The sequence below is a fragment of the Streptomyces sp. 8N706 genome, from assembly GCF_052245415.1.
Lineage (GTDB): Bacteria > Actinomycetota > Actinomycetes > Streptomycetales > Streptomycetaceae > Streptomyces.
The window spans coordinates 1-22,186 of sequence record NZ_JBQQBW010000054.1; the positions used below are offsets into that span (position 1 = coordinate 1).

At 71.8% G+C, this 22,186-nt stretch carries 15 protein-coding genes and 1 pseudogene; 5 read left to right on the forward strand and 11 right to left on the reverse strand.

Translation table 11 applies throughout. The annotated features are described in order from the left end of the window. Nucleotides 1–440: 440 nt before the first annotated feature. Complete coding sequence (locus ACTWQE_RS20510) at nucleotides 441–1,193, reverse strand: hypothetical protein (protein ID WP_443330449.1); 753 nt, start codon at nucleotides 1,191–1,193, stop codon at nucleotides 441–443. A gap of 351 nt (nucleotides 1,194–1,544) precedes the next feature. Here ACTWQE_RS20510 and ACTWQE_RS20515 point away from each other — a divergent pair, with 351 nt between their 5' ends. Next, entirely contained in the window at nucleotides 1,545–3,650 is a 2,106-nt protein-coding gene (locus tag ACTWQE_RS20515; protein WP_443330450.1) for a SpoIIE family protein phosphatase, read from the forward strand. Nucleotides 3,651–3,774: 124 nt separating this feature from the next. After that, a pseudogene (locus ACTWQE_RS20520) lies at nucleotides 3,775–4,749 on the forward strand (glycoside hydrolase family 16 protein); the annotation flags it as partial. 377 nt (nucleotides 4,750–5,126) lie between these two features. On the opposite strand, the gene ACTWQE_RS20525 reads toward ACTWQE_RS20520, so the two are convergent. The 7 genes from ACTWQE_RS20525 to ACTWQE_RS20555 form a co-directional block, all read right to left on the reverse strand. Then, complete coding sequence (locus ACTWQE_RS20525; protein ID WP_443330451.1) at nucleotides 5,127–6,533, reverse strand: NADP-dependent succinic semialdehyde dehydrogenase; 1,407 nt, start codon at nucleotides 6,531–6,533, stop codon at nucleotides 5,127–5,129. Between the two features lie 57 nt (nucleotides 6,534–6,590). Further along, nucleotides 6,591–8,612 carry an aconitate hydratase gene (locus ACTWQE_RS20530; protein ID WP_443330452.1) on the reverse strand — a complete coding sequence of 674 codons (2,022 nt, stop codon included), beginning with the start codon at nucleotides 8,610–8,612 and terminating at the stop codon, nucleotides 6,591–6,593. A gap of 15 nt (nucleotides 8,613–8,627) precedes the next feature. After that, the gene (locus ACTWQE_RS20535) at nucleotides 8,628–9,770 is read right to left on the reverse strand and encodes a baeRF2 domain-containing protein (protein ID WP_443330453.1); all 1,143 of its coding nucleotides are present in this window, start codon (nucleotides 9,768–9,770) and stop codon (nucleotides 8,628–8,630) included. 50 nt (nucleotides 9,771–9,820) lie between these two features. Beyond that, nucleotides 9,821–11,560, reverse strand: a complete 1,740-nt coding sequence (gene polX / locus ACTWQE_RS20540; RefSeq protein WP_443330454.1) for a DNA polymerase/3'-5' exonuclease PolX — start codon at nucleotides 11,558–11,560, stop codon at nucleotides 9,821–9,823. A 257-nt stretch (nucleotides 11,561–11,817) separates the two neighbouring features. Continuing rightward, nucleotides 11,818–12,087 (reverse strand): DUF1876 domain-containing protein, encoded by a 270-nt coding sequence (locus ACTWQE_RS20545; protein WP_443330455.1) that lies wholly within the window; start codon nucleotides 12,085–12,087, stop codon nucleotides 11,818–11,820. 18 nt (nucleotides 12,088–12,105) lie between these two features. Further along, nucleotides 12,106–13,482, reverse strand: coding sequence for a phosphoribosyltransferase family protein (locus ACTWQE_RS20550; protein WP_443330456.1), 1,377 nt, complete (start codon nucleotides 13,480–13,482; stop codon nucleotides 12,106–12,108). 290 nt (nucleotides 13,483–13,772) lie between these two features. Beyond that, complete coding sequence (locus ACTWQE_RS20555; RefSeq protein ID WP_443330457.1) at nucleotides 13,773–14,186, reverse strand: HIT family protein; 414 nt, start codon at nucleotides 14,184–14,186, stop codon at nucleotides 13,773–13,775. 85 nt (nucleotides 14,187–14,271) lie between these two features. On the opposite strand from ACTWQE_RS20555, the gene ACTWQE_RS20560 reads away from it, so the two are divergent. Then, on the forward strand, nucleotides 14,272–14,511 hold the full coding sequence (locus ACTWQE_RS20560; RefSeq protein ID WP_443330458.1) for a hypothetical protein: 240 nt from the start codon (nucleotides 14,272–14,274) through the stop codon (nucleotides 14,509–14,511). Nucleotides 14,512–14,779: 268 nt separating this feature from the next. Further along, nucleotides 14,780–15,286, forward strand: a complete 507-nt coding sequence (locus tag ACTWQE_RS20565) for a hypothetical protein (RefSeq protein WP_443330484.1) — start codon at nucleotides 14,780–14,782, stop codon at nucleotides 15,284–15,286. Nucleotides 15,287–15,863: 577 nt separating this feature from the next. Here ACTWQE_RS20565 and meaB read toward each other — a convergent pair. From meaB to mutA, 3 genes are read right to left on the reverse strand one after another with little or no spacing between them, the layout of a single operon-like run. Continuing rightward, nucleotides 15,864–16,859, reverse strand: coding sequence for a methylmalonyl Co-A mutase-associated GTPase MeaB (gene meaB, locus ACTWQE_RS20570; protein WP_443330459.1), 996 nt, complete (start codon nucleotides 16,857–16,859; stop codon nucleotides 15,864–15,866). A gap of 4 nt (nucleotides 16,860–16,863) precedes the next feature. Further along, nucleotides 16,864–19,089 carry a methylmalonyl-CoA mutase gene (scpA, locus tag ACTWQE_RS20575; protein ID WP_443330460.1) on the reverse strand — a complete coding sequence of 742 codons (2,226 nt, stop codon included), beginning with the start codon at nucleotides 19,087–19,089 and terminating at the stop codon, nucleotides 16,864–16,866. After that, on the reverse strand, nucleotides 19,089–20,975 hold the full coding sequence (mutA, locus tag ACTWQE_RS20580; protein ID WP_443330461.1) for a methylmalonyl-CoA mutase small subunit: 1,887 nt from the start codon (nucleotides 20,973–20,975) through the stop codon (nucleotides 19,089–19,091). The genes scpA and mutA overlap by 1 nt, the downstream gene beginning before the upstream one ends. Nucleotides 20,976–21,348: 373 nt before the next feature. Between mutA and cobF the strand changes: the two genes are divergently transcribed. Continuing rightward, on the forward strand, nucleotides 21,349–22,134 hold the full coding sequence (cobF, locus tag ACTWQE_RS20585) for a precorrin-6A synthase (deacetylating) (RefSeq protein ID WP_443330462.1): 786 nt from the start codon (nucleotides 21,349–21,351) through the stop codon (nucleotides 22,132–22,134). Nucleotides 22,135–22,186 lie beyond the last annotated feature (52 nt).

Genomic DNA, 22,186 nt, shown 5'->3' on the forward strand with positions numbered 1-22,186 from the left:
GCAAGATGTCCAACTACCGGCTCAAGAGAGCCGAGCACCGGCACTGGCCTCAACCCACCCGGACCTCCACCGAAGCCGTCCTGATCAGCGCACCAAGGGCGCCAGACCCGTAACGCAACGGCATTGGACCTAGGGCGTGTTTCGAAAGTAGCGCCGTCCGCCCGAAGGGCGGGGGTCGCGGCGGCTGGTGCGTACGATCGCAAGGCGGTGGGGGTACCCCCGGCCGGAGGCTGGGGGAGGTCGTCCTCGTACTGGGGTCCCCCATGCCGAAGGCCAGGGGAGTACTCGGACGAGCCCGACAACGCAGCGTGGGGGCACCGCCCAGCGGCAGCTGGGGGAGTGCGTGCCAGACGTCGCGGACCTGGGGGCACTCCCCCAGCCTTCGGCCGGGGGCACCCCCTCCCGGACGGAGTCTGGGGGAGGGACTTTCGAAACGCGCCCTAGCCGACCTTCTCGATCCGCGCGTTGCGGATGAGGAACTTCCCGGCCTCGCGGACTTCCTCGAACGCGGCGTTGTTCAGGAGCGCGCAGCTCCCCGACGTCGACTTCACCTCCACGGTGGTCGACTTGTCGTTGTCGAGGTTGGTGACCTTGAGCTGGGTGCCGACGGGGAACTCGCCACTGGAGGCCGCCGGAGCGCCGCCCTCACCGGACACCGTGACCGTCGATCCCTGGCAGACCACCTCGCCGGCCTGCGCCTCGGCGCCTTCCGCGGCACCGGCCTGCTCATCGGCACCGGCCTGCGCGTCCGCGCCCTCCTCAGCCCCCGCCTCAGCGCCCGCCGCGGCCCCCGCCTCAGCACCCTGCTCGGCCCCCGCCCCCGCCTCGGCTCCCTCCTCCGCACCGGCCTGGGCGTCGGCTCCCTCCTGACCCGCCTCCTGCGACGCCGCGTCGTCTCCCTGTGCGGCCGCGTCGCCGCCGGCGTCACTGCACCCGGCCGCCTCCTGTTGCACTCCGATCTGTTTGATCACCGCCTCACGGTTCGCGATCTTCGCAGCCGAGTTGGCGTCCGGGTTCGCTTGCTGCTTGGCGATGAAATCCTGGTTGTTGGCCAACGCCTTCGCCAGCCCGTCACAGGTCACCGATGCCTGGCTCGTGCCGGTCATCACGACCGCGATGCCACCGACCAGCGCGGCGGCGCTGACCGCCACGACGATCTTCTTCTTACCGCTGACCGTCTTCTTGCGTGACACTCGCAACTCCCGTCCTCGAACGTGGAACCACGGTCGGGATCGAACCGTGTTGCCCTGGAGAACGGAGCCGAAGCGGAATCTGCTCAGAATCGATAAAGAAATGAAGCGACCTGTACGAGTGGACGCCGGCCGCGGGAGGACGGGGACACCCCTCGTACTCCGCCCCGCCGGTGCCCCGACCCCGACAGGCGCGCCCCGGTGACCTGGGCTCCGTCACGGAAAACACGAGGACCTCACCGCACACGGCACGCAGGGGAACGATCACGTGAAGACACCTGCGCATCGCGCATATCCAAGGGACCATGGAGGCATTGCGGCGACAGCACGGGGCAACCGAAAGAGGTGCCCGGGATGAGCCAGAACGATCCTCGGAGGGCCGGCACAGGTCATAGCGCTGCCCCTGAGCCTTCCGCGCCCGGGGGTCTGCTCGATGCCCTGGGGGTCGCCGCGGTCGTCCTCAACGCCAAGGGCGAAATCGCTCTGTGGAGCCCATCGGCCGAGCAGCTCTTCGGCTACACCGCGGAGGAGGCACTCGGGCAGCCTGCCGCCGCGCTGATGATCGACCCACAGCATCATCACCTGGTGAAGGAGCTGTTCAGAGAGGTACTCGAAGGGGCCAGCTGGGCGGGCGGCTTCCCGGTCCGGGTCAAGGACGGCAGCAGCCGGATGATCGAGTTCCGCAATATGCGGATGTTCGACGAGAAGAAGAACCCCTACGCGCTGGGCATCGCCACCGACCGGGCCACCCTCCGCACGATGGAGACCGATCTGGCGCTGTCCATGCGGCTGATCAGCCAGTCGCCGATCGGGCTGGCCGTCCTCGACACCGATCTCCGCTACGTCCTGGTCAACCCGGCGCTGGAGCGGATCAACGGCCTGCCGGCGGCCGAGCACCTCGGCCGGAATGTGACGGACGCCCTGCCCTTCCTGGATGTGGACGCCATCGAGTCCGCGACACGCCAGGTGCTGGCCACCGGCGCGCCGCTGCTCGACCAGTACGCGGTCGGACGCACCCCCGTCGACCCCGGACGGGATCACGCGTGGTCGGTCTCGTACTACCGGCTGGAGGACACCGGCGGGCAGGTCCTGGGGGTGGCGATCTCGGTCATCGACGTGACCGAGCGGCACAGCGCCACCAAGGAGATGATCAGGGCGCGGAAACGTCTCGCCCTGATCGCGGACGCGGGGGTCCGCATCGGCACCACGCTCGACCTCCGCCACACCGCCCGGGAGCTGGTCGAGGTGGTCGTACCCGACCTCGCCGACCTGGCCGCGGTGGACATCCTCGACTCCATCCTCAGCGACCGGCAGGACGTCTCCGGGCCGGTCACCGGCAATGGGCCCGCGGTCTTCCGCGCGCTCGCGGTGAAGGCCGCCTACCGCACCGAGGCCTCGCGCGCCCCCGACCCCGCCGGTGATGTCGCCCAGTACGCCGGCGACCGGCTGATCACCCAGGTCGTGGACTCCGGCGAACCCATCCTCGTACCGCATGTCGACGACGAGACGCTGCGCCGCGTCGCCCGGGACGACGAGTCCGCCGTCCTGCTGGCCCGCGCCGGGGCCCACTCCTATCTCGGGGTGCCGCTGATAGCCCGCGGCAATGTCATCGGGACGCTGAGCCTGATCCGGGCCCGGACGCCCACCCCGTTCGACGAGGACGATCAGCTGCTGGCCTGGGAGCTCGCCGCCCGCGCCGCCATCAGCATCGACAACGCGCGGCTGTACCGGAACGAGCGCCGTACGACTCTGGCCCTGCAGCGCAGCCTGCTGCCCCAGCGGCCCCCGCGCCAGCCCGGTCTGGAACTCGCTTATCGCTACCAGCCCGCGGGGTCCACGCACGAGGTCGGCGGGGACTGGTTCGACGTCCTGCCGCTGTCGGACGGCAACACCGCGCTCGTCGTCGGCGATGTGATGGGCAGCGGCATCACGGCCGCCGCGACCATGGGCCAGCTCCGTACCGCCACGCGTACCCTCACCCGGCTCGACCTGGAGCCGGCGGAGCTGCTCAGACACCTCGACGATGTCACCAACGGCCTGGACCAGGCCTTCGCCACCTGCGTCTACGCCAGCTACGACCCGCGGACCGCCCACTGCCGGATCTCCTCCGCGGGCCACCTTCCGCCCGTCCTCGTCCGCCCGGACGGCACCGCCGAGCTCATCGACGTCCCCAACGGAGTGCCCCTCGGCGTGGGGGACATACCCTTCGGCACCACCGACCTCCGACTGACCCCGGGCAGCCGGCTGGTCTTCTACACCGACGGTCTCGTCGAGACCCGGGACGAGCCCATCGACGCGCGCCTCACCGCCCTCGTCCGCATGCTGTCCGGCCCGCGGCGCTCCCTGGAGCGGACCTGCGACCTCCTGCTGCACTCCCTGCGCGACCCCGACGGGCACGATGACGTGGCTCTGCTCGTCGCGGAGGTACGGCCCATGGGTGACGGACCGTCACCAGGCTGATGTGCGCCCCTCATTGACGGGGTGGGGGTCTTCCTCTACACCATCCTGAGAGCGCTCTCATTCAGGGCATCGCGAACCGCGCTTCGCGATGCCTTCCCCCTCCCTCCCCAGGAGGCACTCCCCCATGAGCACGAGCAGCGTCGCCCAAGCGCCCCAGGCACCACCCCGCCGGCGCAGAGCCGTTCCCGCCGCCCTGACCGCCGCGGCCCTCGCCCTGGCCGGCCTCCTCGCGGCGCTCACGGCCGCACCGGCGCGGGGCGCCGTACCCCCGGCCCCCGGCTGGACTCTGCGGTGGAGCGATGACTTCACCGGCCCCGACCGGACCCCGCCCTCATCCGCCCACTGGCAGATCGACACGGGCCACGGCTACCCCGGCGGCCCCGGCAACTGGGGCACCGGTGAGATCCAGAGCTACACCGACTCCCCGGACAACGTGAGCCTCGACGGCTCCGGCCATCTGCGGATCACCCCGCTCCGCGACAGCTCCGGCAACTGGACCTCGGGCCGCGTCGAGACCCGCCGTGCGGACTTCAAAGCCCCCGCGGGCGGCGTTCTGCGCATCGAGAGCCGCATCCGGATGCCCGACGTCACCGGCAGCGCCGCGCTCGGCTACTGGCCTGCCTTCTGGGCGCTCGGCTCCCCCTACCGGGGCAACTACTGGAACTGGCCCGGCATCGGCGAGTTCGACATCATGGAGAACGTCAACGGGATCAACTCCGTCTGGGGCGTGCTCCACTGCGGTGTGAACCCCGGCGGCCCCTGCAACGAGACGACCGGCATCGGCGCCGACCGGGCCTGCCCCGGGGCGACCTGCCAGGCGGCGTTCCACACCTACCGCTTCGAATGGGACCGCGCCACCTCGCCCGAGGAGCTCCGCTGGTACGTCGACGACCAGCTGTTCCACAGCGTCCGGCAGGACCGCGTCGACGCCGCCACCTGGTCGAGGATGACCGAACACGCGGGCTACTACCTGCTGCTCAACGTCGCCGTCGGCGGGGCCTTCCCCGACGCCGTGGCGGCCGGCAGGACCCCGACCGCCGACACCGTCCCGGGCCGCCCGATGCTCGTCGACCACGTCGGAGTGTGGACCCGTGACGGCGCTCGCCGGGCGGGCGCCGCCGACGCCCGGTAGGGCAGCCGGCCCCGCGGGATCAGGACCCCGCGAGTGTCAACAACGCTCGTGATCAATACACCTAGGGCGTGTTTCGAAAGTAGCGCCGTCCGCCCGAAGGGCGGGGTCGCGGCTCCCCCAGCTACCGCTGGGCGGTGCCCCCAGGTGCGTGCGATCGCAAGGCGGTGGGGGTACCCCCGGCCGGAGGCTGGGGAAGGTCGTCCTCGTACTGGGGTCCCCCATGCCGAAGGCCAGGGAGGTACTCGGACGAGCCCGACAACGCAGCGTGGGGGCACTCCCCCAGCCTTCGGCCGGGGGCACCCCCACCCGGACGAAGTCTGGGGGAGGGACTTTCGAAACACGCCCTAGGCCCCGGCGGGCGGCACGCCGTGCCAGATCGTCGTCGCATCGCAGAACTCGCGGAGACCGTGGCCGGACAGCTCGCGCCCGTAGCCGGAGCGCTTCGTACCGCCGAAGGGGAATCCGGGGTGGGAGGCCGTCATGCCGTTGAAGTACACGCACCCGGCCTCCAGGTCCCTGGCGCACCTCTCCTGTTCGTCCGCGTCCCGCGTCCAGACGTTGGAGCTGAGGCCGAACGGGGTGTCATTGGCCACCCGTACCGCCTCGTCCAGGTCCGCCACCCGGTAGACGGACGCGACGGGGCCGAACGCCTCCTCGTCGTGGATGCGCATGTCCGGGGTGATGTCCGCCAGCACGGTCGGCTCGTAGAACCAGCCCACCGGCTGCCCTTCGGGCCGGCCGCCGCCGCACAGCACCGCCGCGCCCCGCCCCCGCGCGTCGTCGACCAGCTCCTCCAGATCGCGCCTGCCCTGCTCGCTGGAGAGCGGACCGACCTCGGTCGGCTCCTCCATCGGGTCGCCGACCGTCAGCGCGGACATGCGCTGGACGAAGGCGGCCACGAAGGCGTCGTACACGTCCGTGTGCACGATGAAGCGTTTGGCCGCGATGCAGGACTGCCCGTTGTTCTGCACCCGCGCGGTCACCGCCGTCGGCACGGCCTTGTCGAGGTCGGCCGAGGGCATCACCACATACGGGTCGCTGCCGCCCAGTTCGAGCACCGTCTTCTTGATCACATCGCCCGCGATCGAGGCGACGGAGCGGCCGGCGGGCTCGCTGCCGGTGAGCGTCGCCGCCACGATCCTCGGGTCACGCAGGATGTCGGCGATGGCGCCCGAGCCGACCAGCAGCGTCTGGAAGCAGCCCACGGGAAAGCCGGCCCGGCGGAACAGGTCCTCGAGGTACAGCGCGGTCTGCGGGACGTTCGAGGCGTGCTTGAGCAGGCCCACGTTGCCCGCCATCAGCGTCGGCGCGGCGAACCGGACGACCTGCCAGAGCGGAAAGTTCCACGGCATGACGGCGAGGACGGGCCCCAGCGGGCGGTAGCGCACGACGGCGTGGGCGCCGCCGGAGTCCTCGACGTCGGCCGGGAAGGGGTGTTCGTCCGCCAGCAGCAGCTCGGCGTGCTCGGCGTACCAGCGCATGGCCTTGACACACTTGGCCGCCTCCGCGCGGGCCTGGGCGATCGGCTTGCCCATCTCGATCGTCATGGTGCGCGCGATGTCGTCCCGGTCCGCCTCCAGCAGGTCGGCGGCGGCGCGCAGCAGCTCCGCCCGCCGCGGGAAGGTACTCGTCCGGTACTCCCGGAAGGCCGCCTCGGCACGTACCAGCCGTTCCTCGATCTCCGCCTTGCCGAGTGCGTCGAAAGTCTTGAGTGTTTCCCCGGTGGTGGGGTTGACGGTCGCGATCGGCACGGGAATCCCTCCTCGGGACGCGAGGTACGGACACGCGGGTGCCCGTTGCTCCCTGTTCTACTCCCGCGGCGGGGAAAGCGCTTCCGCAGCCAGGGCGGGGATCACACCGCCCGCGAGGACGGACCGGCGCTGCCGCGGTGAGAGCCGGTGGCGTACGGCGTAGTGCTCGCCTCTGGTGGTGTTGTGCACCCGCAGCCCCGGTCGCGCGTCCGGGGCCAGGGAGGCGTGCAGGCCCTCCATTCTCAGCCGGTCCCCGGCCACGACGCGGTCCCAGTCTCCGGGGTCGTCGAATTCCAGCGCGAGGACTCCGAAGTTCGCCAGGTTCTGCCAGTGGATCCGGGCGAAGGACTTGGCCAGGACGGCCCGCAGCCCCAGATGGCGGGGGGTGATCGCGGCGTGTTCCCGGGAGGAGCCCTGCCCGTAGTTGTCACCGGCCACGACGACGTGCGGCCCCTCGGTCCGGGCGGCGAGCCGGGCGTAGTCGGGGTCGATACGGCTGAAGGTGAAGGCGGCGAGTTCGGGGATGTTGGAGCGGAAGGGCAGCGCCTCCGCCCCGGCGGGCGAGATCTCGTCGGTGGAGACGTTGTCGTCCGCCTTCAGCAGGACCGGCCCTTCCAGGGTGTCCGGCAGGGGGTCCAGCTCGGGGAGCGCGGAGATGTTGGGGCCGCGTTCCAGGGCGATGTCCCGGGCCTGCTCCGGCGGTGGGGGCGCCTCCATCGCCCCCGTGTCGACCGTGGCGCGCTCGGGCAGGCGGAGCTCCGGCCGGCGGGTGCCCGTCTCGGCGGCCCACTCCCGGGGGTCGGTGATCCGTCCGGTCAGCGCCGAGGCCGCGGCCGTCTCCGGGGAGCACAGCCAGACCGCGTCCTGCGCGGTGCCGGAGCGCCCGGGGAAGTTACGCGGAAAGGTCCGCAGGGAGTTGCGGCCGGCGGCCGGCGCCTGGCCCATTCCGATGCAGCCCAGACAGCCGGGCTGGTGGATCCGCGCTCCGGCGGCGATCAGGTCGGAGGTGGCCCCGAGCAGAGTGAGGTCCTGGAGGATCTCCCGCGACGTCGGATTGATGTCGAGGCTCATCCCCCGGGCGGTCCGGCCTCCCTTGACCATGGCGGCGGCGACCGCGAAATCGTGCAGTCCCGGGTTGGCCGACGACCCGATGACGACCTGGGAGACCGGGTCACCCGCCACTTCCCGTACGGGTACGACACGGTCGGGCGAGCCGGGCCGGGAGATCAGCGGCTCCAGCCCCGAGAGATCGATCTCCTCGTACAGGTCGTAGCGGTCCCCCGGCTCGCCGGTGATCTCGGTGAAGTCCTCCTCGCGCCCCGCGGAGCGCAGAAAGGCCCGGACGGCGTCGTCCGCGGGGAAAACGCTGGTGGTGGCGCCCAGCTCGGCTCCCATGTTGGCGATGACATGACGGTCCATGGCGGAGAGGCCGCTCAGTCCGGGGCCGTAGTACTCCAGGATCCGGTCGACGGCGCCGCTCACACCGTGCCGGCGCAGCATCTCCAGAATGACGTCCTTGGCACTGACCCAGGGCGGCAGCACCCCGGTGAGCCGGATGCCCCAGATGCGGGGCATCCGCAGATACAGCGGCCGCCCCGCCATGGCCAGCGCCACCTCCAGCCCGCCGACGCCGATCGCGAGCATGCCGAGCGATCCGGCGGCGCAGGTGTGGGAGTCGGAGCCCGCGAGCGTCCTGCCCGGGACGCCGAAGCGCTGCATATGGGTGGGGTGCGAGACGCCGTTACCGGGCTGGGAGTACCAGAGCCCGAAGCGGCGGCAGGCCGACCGGAGAAAGATGTGGTCCTCGGCGTTGCGCTCGTCGGTCTGCAGGATGTTGTGGTCGACATACTGCACACTCACCTCGGTCCGGACCCGGTCCAGGCCCAGGGCTTCCAGTTCCTGCATCACGAGGGTGCCGGTGGCGTCCTGGGTCAGGGTCTGGTCGATCCGCAGACCGATCTCCTCGCCGGGCTCCATCCGGCCCTCCACGAGATGGCCGGCGATGAGCCGACGGGCGATCGAGCCCTCCGCGCGGGAGGGTTCGGCCCCCGTGCGGAGGGCCGTACCGGTCGGTCCCATGCCGCCCGCCACCGCTCAGGCGGCCCAGCGCAGCACCGCGCCGAAACCGCCCGCCGGGCCCGGCATTCCGTCGGGGACCAGCATGACCTCGGCGTCGCCCGCGGCGGCGGACCGCATCAGCGCGTCGTCCGCGCGGGCGCGCTGCGGCTTGGCGACACCCATGGCCTGGACCTCGCCGCGCTGCACCGCGACCTGGTCGGCCCCGGGGCCGATCCAGACGTCCCGGCCCCCGTCGGGGGCGATCTGTGCCATCAGCAGCGTGGCCACCTGGTGGGCGCGGGCCGCGTCCAGGACGGCGGGCACCCCTTCGGCCGCCTCGCCCGGGCCCGCCTCGGAGCTCCCCGGACGGTGCTCCCCGCCCCGGCCGCGGCCCGCGCGGAAGTGGTCGAGGGCGCTCTGGAGGCGTGTTCGCGCGTGTTCCTGCCGGATCCGGGCCACCTCCTGATCGAGCCGGCCGTTCGCGCGTCCGGAGGACCTGCCGCCGTGTTCGGTCTCGGCACTGACAGCCCGTAGCTGGTGGGGCAGCCGCTCGTACACCGCTTTGCGTTCGCGCGCGTCACCGGCCAGGACGAGGAGCCCGGCACCGCAGTCGGGCCAGGTGCGGGCGATCTCATCCGCGATGATCTCCGCGTTCTGCTTCCAGGTGTTCTCCGTCTTGTTCCGGAAGTGCCATTCGTGCCGGTCGTCGGGGACGGTTCGGTGCCCGCGCCACCGCTTGCCCTTCGCCTGGCCTGCCGGTTCCTGCCGGAGCGCGTCCCGCAGCTCCAGATCGGCGCCGAGGTGGTCGATGAACGCCACCAGGCACGGCGGCTGGTCGTCGTGGAGGCCGGCGAGCGGCGCGGTGTGCGGCAGCGTCGACCAGCCGGCCTCCCCGATGTACGGCGCGACGGCGAGCGGAAGGTCGAGCACGACCTCGGCTCCTGCCGCGAAGAGCGCGCGTCCCGGGGGTGTTCCGGAGATGGGCTCTTCGGAGAGCGTGTCCATGACCGCCTTCACGGTGTACGCGTCGGCGCCCTCGTCGATGAGTTGCGCCGCGACGGCGCGCTGCCGCAGAAGCCACTGGTGAGCGGTGTCCTCACTCGCCCACGTGGTGTCGATGTACACCGACGCCCATGGGCCCGGACGGTCGAAGAGCGGTTTGAGAAAACCGAGTTCCATGATCTCCCCCAGGCTCGGGGACAGGTGGTTGCTATCAGCCTAGAGCTGCCCTAGGACGGTGCGTGTGCCCGGCTGCCCTGGCGGAGAAACCGGCGCAGCCGTGCGAGGGGCCAGGTGTTGATCACATCCTCCGCGGTGAGCCAGCCGCGCTGGGCGGTGCCCACTCCGTAGCGCAGGTAGTCGAGGTGGATGGTGGAGTGGGCGTCGGTGTTCACCGCGAACTTCGCGCCGTGCCGTTTGGCCCGCAGGATGTGCTCGTCGGACAGGTCGAGACGGTCGGGGTGGGCGTTGATCTCCAGGGCTGTGCCGGTGCGGGCGCAGGCGGCGAACACCGCGTCGAGGTCGGCGTCGAGACCGGGCCGCTTCCCGAGGATGCGGGTGGTGGGATGCCCGATGATGTCGACGTGGCGGTTCTCGCAGGCCCTGACGAGCCGTTGGGTCAGGGCGTCCCGCCCCTGGTTGAAGTGCGAGTGCACGGAGGCCACGCAGAGGTCGAAGTCCTCCAGGAACTCCTCCGGCCAGTCCACGTTCCCGTCCGGGTCGATGTTGAGTTCGGTGCCGTGCAGCAGACGCATCCCGCGGTGCTTGCCGTCGAGGGCCCGTACCCGTTCCCGCTGCGCGAGCATCTTCTCGTCGGTCATCTGCTGCATGTAGAGGTTCGGCGCGTGGTCGGTCACGGCGTAGTAGCGGTAGCCGCGGCGGGCGGCTGCGGCGACCATGTCCTCCAGCGTGGAGAGCCCGTCCGTGAGGTCGGTATGGGTGTGCAGATCGCCTTTGATGTCGGCCTCCGTCACCAGGTCCGGCAGCTCGCCGCGCAGGCCGGCGGCGACCTCGCCGCGGTCCTCGCGCAGCGTCGGGGGGATCCAGGGCAGCCCGAGGCGGGCGTAGACCTCCTCCTCGGTCTCGGAGACCACCTTCCGTCCGCTCTTCACATGGAACAGGCCGTACTCGGAGAGCTTCAGCTGGTGGCGCACGGCCATCTCGCGGGTGCGGATGTTGTGGGCCTTCGAGCCGGTGAAATACTGGAGTCCGGCTCCCCAGGAGTCCGGCGGTACGACGCGCAGGTCGACCTGGAGCCCCTTGGTGGTGCGGATGGAGGTCTTCTTCGCGCCGTGGGCGATGACCTCCATGGCGTACGGCAGCCGGGTGAACTCGTCCATGAAGGGCTCGGAGAGGTCCGCCGCGACCAGGATGTCGACGTCCCCGATGGTCTCGCGCATCCGCCGCAGGGAACCGGCGTAGCCGCACCGCTCGCAGCCGGTCACCGCGGACAGCGCGGCCACGATCTCCTCGGCGACCTCCATGGCGACATTGAGCGGGACCCGGTCACCGGCCGCCTGCATCAGCGAGATGCCGTGGAGGATGTTCTCCTCGGTCTTGGGCCCGAAGCCCTTGAGGTCGCGCAGCCGCTCCTCCTCGATGGCGTCGAGCAGTTCGGCGACCGAGGCGATGTGCAGATCCTCGTACAGCGTCATGGCCTTCTTGGGGCCGAGGGTGGGGATGGCCATGAGCTGCCGTACGCCGGCGGGGATCTTGGCGCGGACGTCCTCGACCGCGGGCATCCGGCCGGTGCGCAGATACTCGATCACCTTGTCGGCGATGGACTTGCCGACATTGGGGATGTCCCGCAGGCCCTTGGCATCGAGTTGGGAGACATCCGCGTGGTGGCCGCCGATCGCACGCGCGGCCTTCTCGTAGGCGCGGGCTTTGAACGCGTCTCCACCGGTGATCAGGACGAGGTCCGCGTACTCCTGGAGCAGAGCCTCGACCTCCTTGTTGGGTCGGGCCACGTCCCAAGTTTAGGCCCGGACCGGCACATCCTGCTCGGCCCGCGACGTCGTGGACCGAGCAGGACGCGACGGTCCGGGCGCACACCGACAGGGCCACCGCGGGCCTTCCCGCGGCGGTGCGCACGGCCCCCCTGGCGCCTGCCTCACCTGGCCACGGCGTATGGCTCACATGACCGGAACAGGAGGCTCACCCGGCCCTGGAACGGGCGGCTCACCTGGCCCTGGACGGGGGGGCTCACATGTCGTGAACAGGCGGCTCACATGGCCAGATGCGCCCGCAGGTGCGTGACCTCCTCGATCTCCACCCCAGCCTTCGCCAGCAGTTGCCGGGCGAGTTCGTTGAGCGCCCGGGCCGCGGCGATCTCCTCGCCGACCTTGGGCTGCTCCGGGTCGTCCGGGTGGCGGTTGGCGCGCCCATGCGCCCGCAGTTCCGTACCATCCTGGAGTCTCAGCAGCGCGGCCGCCTCGGTCTTGTTGTCGATCTCGCGGAACTCCATGTCCACATGCCATCCGGTGATGGTCTGCATGACGGTCACCTCCCAGCGTCACCTTCCAGAATGCGCCTCGGGATGCCTCCGAGTCGACGCCGTACCGGTGCGGTTCCCGTTCGTTTCCGGGCCGGACGGGACCAGGTGTTCCAGGAACCAGTCCCGGGCGAGGGCCGACACGGTGTTCATGGCCCCGGGCTCCTCGAAGAGGTGGGTGACGTCCGGGACCACGACGAGCCGGTGCTCGCAGTTCATCCGGTTCTGGGCCTGGCGGTTGAGATCCAGCAGGGTCTCGTCGCCTCCCCCGACGATGAGCAGTGTGGGGGCTCGTACGTCCGCGAGCCGGGGCCCCGCGAGGTCGGGCCGCCCACTCCGGGAGACCACGGCCGCGATCTCCGCATCGTCGTCGGCGGCGGCCCGGAGGGCGGCGGCGGCGCCCGTACCGGTCCCGAAGCAGCCGATCGGCAGGGTGCCGAGGTCACGGCGGAGCAGCCGGATCGCCTCGGTGAGCCGGCCGGACAGGGTCTCGATGGCGAACGGATTGGCCCGGTCGAGCTCCTCCTCGCGCGTGAGCAGGTCGAGGAGCAGGGTGCCGAGGCCTGCCTCGTTGAGGGCCTCCCCGACGAAACGGTTGCGCGGGCTGCGGCGGCTGCTGCCGCCGCCAGGGGCGAAGACGACGACGCCGAGCGCGCCGTCGGGCATCCGGAGGTCGCCGCTCAGCCGCACACCGTCCGCCTCCACCGGGATCTCCCTCTCGGTGACCTCGGGCGGGTCGTCCGGCCCGGACGGCGTCGTGGGCTCCGGCACGGACCGGGCCAGCAGATCGATGACCTCCCGGTCCTCGGTCTGGGAGAAGTCCTCGTACCACTCTCCGACGGCGTAGAACGCGGACGGTGTCGAGAGGCAGACCACTTCGTCCACCTCGGAGCGCAGGGCCGCGGCGGCGTCGGGGGGTGCCACGGGAACGGCGAGCACCACGCGCGCGGCTCCCTGGGCCTTTGCGACCCGGCAGGCAGCCGCCGCCGTCGCGCCGGTCGCGATGCCGTCGTCGACGACGACCGCCGTACGCCCCGCGAGCGGGATCCGCTGACGGCCGCCGCGGAACCGCTCGGCCTGCCGCCGGAGTTCCGCTTCCTCGGTCCGCTCGACCTCGGCGAGATCGTCCTCGCCGACCCGGCTCATCCGGACGATGTTGTCGTGCACGACCCGCACCCCGCCCTCGCCGATGGCCCCGAAGCCGAGCTCCCGGTGGTACGGCACGCCGAGCTTGCGGACGAGGATGACATCCAACGGTGCGCCGAGGGCGTCGGCGACCTGGGCGGCCACCGGTACTCCACCGCGGGGAAGGCCGAGAACGACCGGGTGTTCGGTGCGCAGATGCTCAAGCCCTGCGGCAAGGCGGCGGCCGGCGTCCGCGCGGTCGGTGAACCGCATGATGCACCCCCAGCCCGGGGGGACGAAGAAGCCCACAAGACTGGTATGTACTGAATCAATCTGAAAAGCGCGGATTCCGCAACTGCGGGCCTGTGACCTCGTACGTGCAGGGGCCGCCGCCCCGGATGCGTCCACGGACCACGGCCCCGGGGACGGACGGGGACCACGGCCTCGGGGACGGACGGGGACCACGGCCTCGGGGACGGACGGGGACCACGGCCTCGGGGACGGATGGGGGAACAGCCTCGGGGCGTCCCGCTGCGCCCTCGTACGTGCACACGGGCGCGGCCTCAGGTGTCCAGAGCCGCCCGCACCCGCGCCGCGGCGTCCTCCGCCTGCGCCTCGTCGGCGTAGCGGGTGCGCGGCCAGAAGAAGCCGCGGAGGCCGTCCTTGGGGTTGCGCGGTACGACATGGACGTGGAAGTGCGGCACGGACTGGCTGATCCGGTTGTTCGCGCCCACGAACGAGCCCGCGGCTTCCATCCCCCGCTCCACGGCGCCCGCGATCCGCTGGACCCGGAGGAAGAAGGGCCCCACATCGGGCGACGGGAGGTCGCCGAGCGTCTCGGTGTGCCGCCGCGGCACCACCAGCACATGGCCCGGGAAAAGGGGTCTGGCATCGAGGAACGCCACCGCCGTCCCGTCCTCGAAGACCCGGTGGCTCGGCACCTCGCCGGCGACGATTGCACAGAAGACGCAGTTCACGCTCCCCAGTCAACCCTCCGCGCCGCCGCGCCGCCGCACTTTCGTCCCGCTCGCCGGGCGGGTCGCCGGGGAGCACCCTGGAGGCATGGAGAACGCCAAGGGCGCGCCCGAGCCGGACGCTCCGGTCGTGGTGGCGCCGTTCGAGACCGACGCCCGCTACCGGCTGGTGCATCTGCGGGGCGTGGGCTGGGAGCCCCTGGAGCGCGAGGAGTTCGAGCCACGGATCCGGCAGGTGTTCCCCGGCGTCGACCTCGACGATCCGGAGCAGGTGCACTGGACGGACCGGCCCGGCGAATGGCCGAAGTGGCACCCTGGCGAGGCCTGAGAGGAACCGCCGCGGCCCCCGGGGCGTAATACGGGACGCGGCACGGCGGACCGGGCTGTGCCGCGGAGGCCGGCGACACGGCCGGGGGACGGCGCAATGGGGACGTGCCGCGGGCACCCGGGTGAGCGCCCGGCGGCCCCGTGGGGGATCGATGCGACGTGGGGCAGGGCTGTCCGGACTCCGATTGAGCAGTCGGCGGGTCCCGTCCGTGATTGAGGGTGGGCGGTGATGACCGGGACGTCGTAGAAGCGGAGCGAGGGTGAGCGGCATGTTGCCGGAGCGGGCGAACAGTGCCAGTGGAGATGAGCTGGCCGTGCCAATGGCATGGCTGTACGCCGAGTACGTCGCCGAGGAGGTGCTCAGGCAGGCCGAGCTCATGCAGCCGATGAGTCTGGAGTTCCGGGCCGGGCGGGACGCTCTCGCCCTGACGGCCTTTCTGTCGGGCGGGGCGCAGCTGTCGGGTGCGGGGGTGGTGTCGCAGCTGGAGCACTGGTGCGATCTGACGGCGGCGGCCGGGCCCTGGCACAGCTGGTGCTCCAGGCGGCTCCAGTGCCTCGACCGGGAGGAGCGGGCCCTCGGGCACACCAGCCCGGATCTGCCGTTCGCCCGGGCGGCCTGGCGGCGGCTGGTCGAGACGGAGCTGCTCTCGGCGGACGAGGACTACGACGACACCTGGGCGGGCGCCGACGTCGACGAACACCGGCCCGCCACCGTGTGGACCCCTGCGTGGCAGCTCGGGCTGCCTTTGGCCAGCCTGGCCCTTCAGATGTTCTGACTGAACTTCTTCTGACCGAACCTCTTCCGTCCGCCCGCGGCCGGTGCTCCCCGGGTATCCCCACGGACAAGGCGGCCCGTGCGAGCGCGAACCCTCCGCTCAGGGCCACGGAGCGGCCGATGTGGACAGCGCCGCGCAGTCGGCGCCCCGGGCAGCTCCCGGCCCCCGACGAGGGTGTGGCGCACCGGAACGCACCGCTCACTCGACGGCCCCCGCGGCCTTACCGTATGGGCCCGCTCGGCCGTCTTCTTTCAGCCAACGGTCCGGCGCGCGGGGCCCGGCCCGCGCCCCTCTAGTCCACCGCCCCACGCGGCGCCACCCCGGAAGCCGGGACCTGCGGGGCACGGCCGCCGGACGACGGCCGGGGCACCCGTACGACGGCACGCCGCGACCAGGCCCGGGTGGTGCCGCGGCCATCGGTGCGGGGGCAAGGGCGCAGGCCGCTCGAGCCGACGGGCGGCAGGCGAGCCGACGGGCAGGCGGGAAGGCAGGCAGGCAGCCCGACTGCTCGGGGCAGCGGTCAGCGATCAGCGGCCAACTGGCTGAGCAGTTGGCCGGCGGCCAACTGCTCAGCCGGTCAGCTGCCGAACGCCGTCAGCAGCCGCTCGGCGGCCAAGGTGGCGGTCAGCGTGCCGTCGCGGACCTGCTGTTCGAGCTCCGGCGTCAGCCGTCGCACCTCCGGATGCTCACGCAGCCGGGCCAGCAGCTGGTCGTGCACCATCGACCAGGTCCAGTCGACCTGCTGGTCGCGCCGCTTCGCCGCGAGGCGCCCCGTGGCCTCGAGAACCTTCCGGTGCTGCTCCAGCCGCTCCCACAGGGTGTCGAGCCCCGTGCTCTCGCGGGCGCTGCAGGTGAGCACGGGCGGGTTCCACTCGGCGTCGGCGGGCTGCAACAGCCTTAGGGCCCCCGCCAGTTCACGGGCGGCGGACCGGGCGTCCCGCTCGTGCGGACCGTCGGCCTTGTTGATGGCGACGACGTCGGCGAGCTCCAGCACACCTTTCTTGATGCCCTGCAGCTGGTCGCCGGTGCGGGCCAGGGAGAGCAGCAGGAAGGTGTCGACCATATTGGCGACGGCGGTCTCGGACTGGCCGACGCCGACCGTCTCCACCAGCACCACGTCGTACCCGGCCGCCTCCATGACCACCATCGACTCGCGGGTCGCCCGGGCCACCCCGCCGAGGGTGCCCGCGCTCGGCGACGGCCGGACGAAGGCCGCCGGATCGGTGGACAGCCGCTCCATCCGCGTCTTGTCGCCGAGGATGCTGCCGCCCGTCCGCGTGGAGGACGGGTCGACGGCGAGTACGGCGACCCGGTGGCCGAGTCCGGTGAGCAGGGTGCCGAGCGCGTCGATGAAGGTCGACTTGCCGACCCCCGGCACCCCGCTGATACCGACCCGGCGCGCCGAGCCCGTGTGCGGCAGCAGTTCGATCAGCAGCCGCTGTGCGAGCTCCCGGTGGTCGCGCCGGGTGGACTCCACGAGGGTGATCGCCCGGGCGACATGGGCGCGGGAGCCGTCGAGGACCCCCTTGGCGTACCCGTCGATGTCGATGTTCCGGCCCTTACGAGCAGTCATGGGCTCACAGCTCGTGGCCGAGCGTCCCGGCGAGGGACGTCAGCAGATCGTGGGCGGCATCCGGGATGACCGTGCCGGGCAGGAAGACCGCGGCCGCGCCCATCTCCCGCAGCGGCTCGACGTCCTGGGGCGGGATGACGCCACCGACCACGATGGTGATGTCCTCCCGGCCCTGCGCTGCCAGCTCCTCGCGCAGAGCGGGCACGAGGGTGAGATGACCGGCCGCGAGGGAGTTCACCCCGATGATGTGCACATCGGCCTCCACCGCCTGGCGGGCCACCTCCGCCGGGGTCTGGAACAGCGGGCCGACGTCGACGTCGAAGCCGAGGTCGGCGAAGGCCGTGGCGATCACCTTCTGGCCGCGGTCGTGCCCGTCCTGGCCCATCTTGGCGACCAGGATGCGGGGCCGCCGGCCCTCCTCGCGCTCGAACGCCTCCACCAGCGCACGGGTGCGCTCCACCCCGGACGACATCCCCGCTTCCTCCCTGTACACACCGGAGATGGTACGGATCTGGCCGGAGTGCCGCCCGTACACCTTCTCCAGAGCGTCCGAGATCTCCCCGACCGTGGCCATGGCCCGGGCCGCGTTCACGGCCAGGGCGAGCAGGTTCCCCTCGAGGCCGCTGCCCGCACCCGCCTCGGCGGCCGCGGTGAGGGCCCGCAGCGCGTCCTGGCAGACCGCCTCGTCGCGCTCCTCGCGCAGCCGCCGCAGCTTCTCGATCTGCTGGGACCGCACCGAGGAGTTGTCGACCTTGAGCACCTCGATCTGCTCGTCGCCGCCGACCCGGTACTTGTTGACCCCGATCACGGGCTGCCGCCCGGAGTCGATACGGGCCTGGGTGCGGGCCGCGGCCTCCTCCACACGCAGCTTGGGGATACCGGCGTCGATGGCCTTCGCCATCCCGCCCGCGGCCTCGACCTCCTCGATGTGCTGCCAGGCGCGGCGCGCGAGGTCGTACGTGAGCCGCTCGACGTACGCGCTGCCGCCCCAGGGGTCGATCACCCGGTTGGTGCCCGACTCCTGCTGGAGCAGGAGCTGGGTGTTACGGGCGATGCGCGCCGAGAAGTCGGTCGGCAGGGCCAGCGCCTCATCGAGGGCGTTGGTGTGCAGCGACTGGGTGTGCCCCTGGGTCGCGGCCATGGCCTCGACACAGGTACGGGTCACGTTGTTGAAGACGTCCTGCGCGGTCAGCGACCAGCCGGAGGTCTGCGAATGGGTGCGCAGCGAGAGCGACTTGGCGTTCTGCGGGTCGAAGCGCTTGACGAGCTTGGACCACAGCAGCCGGGCCGCGCGCAACTTGGCGATCTCCATGAAGAAGTTCATGCCGATCGCCCAGAAGAAGGACAGCCGCGGCGCGAAGGCGTCCACATCCAGCCCGGCGCCCAGCCCCGCGCGCAGATACTCCACTCCGTCGGCGAGGGTGTAGGCCAGCTCCAGGTCGGCCGTGGCCCCGGCCTCCTGGATGTGGTAGCCGGAGATGGAGATGGAGTTGTAGCGCGGCATCTTCTGCGAGGTGTACGCGAAGATGTCGGAGATGATCCGCATCGACGGCTGCGGAGGGTAGATGTAGGTGTTACGGACCATGAACTCCTTGAGGATGTCGTTCTGGATGGTCCCGGCCAGCTTCTCGGGCGGTACGCCCTGCTCCTCCGCGGCGACGATGTAGAGGGCGAGAACGGGCAGCACCGCGCCGTTCATCGTCATCGACACGCTCATCCTGTCCAGCGGGATGCCGTCGAAGAGCTGCCGCATGTCGTAGATGGAGTCGATGGCCACACCCGCCATGCCGACGTCACCGGTCACCCGCGGGTGGTCGCTGTCGTAGCCGCGGTGGGTCGGCAGGTCGAAGGCGACGGAGAGGCCCTTCTGGCCCGCGGCGAGATTGCGGCGGTAGAAGGCGTTGGACTCCTCGGCGGTGGAGAACCCGGCGTACTGGCGGATCGTCCACGGCTGGTTGACGTACATCGTGGGGTACGGGCCGCGCAGATACGGCGCGATGCCCGGGTAGGTCGAGAGGAAGTCCACCCCGGCCAGGTCCTCGGAGGTGTAGAGCGGCTTGACGCCGATGCCCTCCGGGGTCTCCCACACCAGGTCGTCATCGCCCTTGCCGGTGCTCTCCTGGACCGCCGCGCGCCACTGGCCGGCGGTGACTCCGGACGCCGCGGCCGTTCCCAGGTCGACGCCGGCGAAGTCCGGGATCGGTCCCCGCTGTCCCGTGCTGCCCTGCATCACGCCACTCCCAGGTCGTCGAGTACGGAGGAGAGAACGGCGACCGCGTCGCCGCCCGCGACGACGAACGCGTCGACTCCCGCCCGCAGATACACATCCCGCTGCTCGCCCGGCCGGCCCGCGAGGAACACCCGCCGTGCGCCCGCCGACTTCAGAGCCGCGGCCACGGCCTCGGCCTGCTCGGCGTAGACGGGGTCGCTGGAACACAGGCAGGCGACGCCCGCGCCGCTCCGGGCGAAGGCCTCCGCGGCCGTGCCGGCGTCCACGGATACGGGGTCGTGGACCGGTTCGACACCGCCCGCCTGGAAGAGGTTGGCGGCGAAGGTGACCCGTGCGGTGTGCGCGGCGGCGGAGCCGAGAGCGGCCAGGAACACCCGGGGACGGGTGCCGGTGGCGGCCAGATGCGCGTCGGAGCGGGCCCGCAGCGCCTCGTACGCCTCGTCGCGGCGGACCCGCGGCAGGCCCCCGGACAGCGCGGCGGGCGCCGCCTCGCGCTCCAGCGGGGCCTCGGTCAGCAGCGGGAACTCGCTGACACCGGTGATCGGTTCACGGCGCTTCGCGAGATCCTCGGTACGCCGCGCCCACGTGCGCTCGAGACGGTCGGCGATCAGTCCGGAGCGCAGCGCCGACGCCTGTCCCCCGGCCCGTTCGATCTCCTGGAACCAGGACCAGGCGGCGTGGGCGAGTTCGTCGGTCAGCCGCTCCACGTACCAGGACCCTCCCGCGGGGTCGATGACCCGCGCCAGGTGGGATTCCTCCAGCAGGATCGAGGAGGTGTTGCGGGCGATCCGGCGGGCGAAGGCGTCCGGCAGGCCGAGGGCGCTGTCGAAGGGCAGCACGGTCACGGCGTCGGCCCCGCCCACTCCGGCGCCCAGAGAGGCGACGGTCGTGCGGAGCATGTTCACCCACGGGTCGCGACGGGTCATCATCACCGGGGAGGTGACGGCGTGCTGGCGCTGTGCCGCGGCGGCCGGTGTGGCCCCGCAGACCTCGGCCACCCGCGCCCACAGCCGTCGCGCGGCGCGCAGCTTGGCGATCGTCAGGAACTGGTCGGCGGTCGCGGCGAAGCGGAACTCCAGCTGGGAGCAGGCCGCGTCGACCGTGAGCCCGGCCTCGGTCAGATCGCGCAGATACGCCACACCGGTGGCGAGGGCGCAGCCCAGCTCCTCGGCGGGCGAGGCACCGGCCTCGTGATAGGGCAGGGCGTCGGCCACGAGGGCACGCACCCCGGGGTAGTTCTCCTGGCAGCGGGCGGCGAGTTCGGCGGCGGCCGCCCTGTGGCCGGCGAGGGCGGCGTCCTGGCCGGTACGGGCGACCAGTCCGAGCGGGTCGGCGCCGAGGTGGCCGAGCGCGGCCCGGGGCGGCACGTCCCGCTCCTCGTAGAGCCGGAACAACTGCCGGGCGGCCGCGGCGAATTCCGCACCGGGTTCGAGGACGACCGGGGCCAGATCCAGATAGACACCGTCAAGGGCCTGCGGAATGCCCTCGACGGGCACCCCGGCCTCTCCGACGGCGAGCCAGACCGAGGTCACGCCGTTCTCGAGGTCGGAGAGCAGCGCCTCGTTCGCCCGCTTGGGGTCGGGGTGGGCGTGGCGCTGGCGCACGTCCCAGCCGGAGACCGCCGTCCCCTCCGGCCTGCCGCCCCGGAGATACGGGGGGAAGCCCGGGTATCCGGGGTCGTCGGCGCCGTTCTCGGCGGTGTACAGCGGGCGGGTGGCAAGCCCGTCCTGGAGTTCGGTGGCCAGCCCGTCCTCGGCTGCCGCACCCGAGACGTCGGACTTACCCGACTTGCGCAGCACACCTTCGACAAGGCGGTGCCACTGCTCGCGGGTCGCGTCAGGGAACTCGGCGGCCAGGGAGAGCCCGTCATCAGGCAGGACCGTCATGGGGGAAGGCTAGGCGAAACGACCCCCTGAGCAGCAGTCCGCTCGGATGTGACCTTGCCCTCTTCGGCCCCGCGACCTCGTCGAACCGTCGCACCTTCGGACACTCACCCTCGTCGACCCCGGCCCGGTTCGGCCACCTGTCCTCGTCGCTCCTGCCCCTGTCCGGCCGCTCGCCCTCGTCGCCCCCGTCGTCGCCCCCTGCCGCTGTTCCGCCACCTGTCCTCGTCCCTCCTGCCCCTGCCCGGCCGCTCGCCGTGGTCGAACCCTCGCCGTCGTCACTCCCCGAGTTCCCTGACCTCTCGGGCCGCTTCGGCCGCTTCGCTTCTCCGACCGCTGTCCGCCGCCCGTGCGCCATCAGGCAGACTCGGGCCCCGTGAGAAAGATCCTTGTCATCGGCATCGGGGCGGGCGACCCCGACCATCTGACCCTGCAGGCCGTGAAAGCCATCAACACCGCCGACGTCTTCTTCATCCTGGACAAGGGTGAGGAGAAGTCGGACCTGGTGCGGCTGCGGCGCGAGATCCTCGAACGCCACGCCGGGCAGCGGCCCTACCGGCTGATGGAGGCTCAGGACCCGGACCGGGACCGTACGGCCGCCACGCCGGCGTACTCCCCCGCCGTCGGGGACTGGCGCCGCCGCCGTGCCGACATCTGCGAGCGGCTGATCCGGGACGGACTCGCGGACGGGGAGTGCGGGGCGTTCCTGGTGTGGGGCGACCCGGCGCTCTACGACAGCACCCTGGGCATCCTCGAGGACATCCTCGCCCGCGGCGCCGTGGACTTCGACTACTCCGTCGTCCCCGGCATCAGCAGCGTCTCGGCCCTGGCCGCGGGACACCGCACGGGGCTGAACCAGGTGGCCCGGCCCGTACAGATCACCACCGGGCGGCGGCTGGCCGAAGGCCTTCCCGAGGGAGTCGACGACGTCGTGGTCATGCTCGACGCGCACCAGACGTTCGCCCGGTACCAGGACGAGGACCTGCACATCTACTGGGGCGCCTACGTGGGAACGGCGGACGAGATCCTCATTTCGGGCAGGCTCTCGGAGGTGGCCGACCGGATCCGGGCCGTACGGGCCGAGGCCCGGGAGCGCAAGGGCTGGATCATGGACACCTATCTGCTGCGCCGCGGCCCCGCCGAGGACACGGCAGGCGGCTGAGCCCCGGCCGGCCATCAGCCGTTCGGCTTCCCTCGCGCGGCACTCCCCAGCA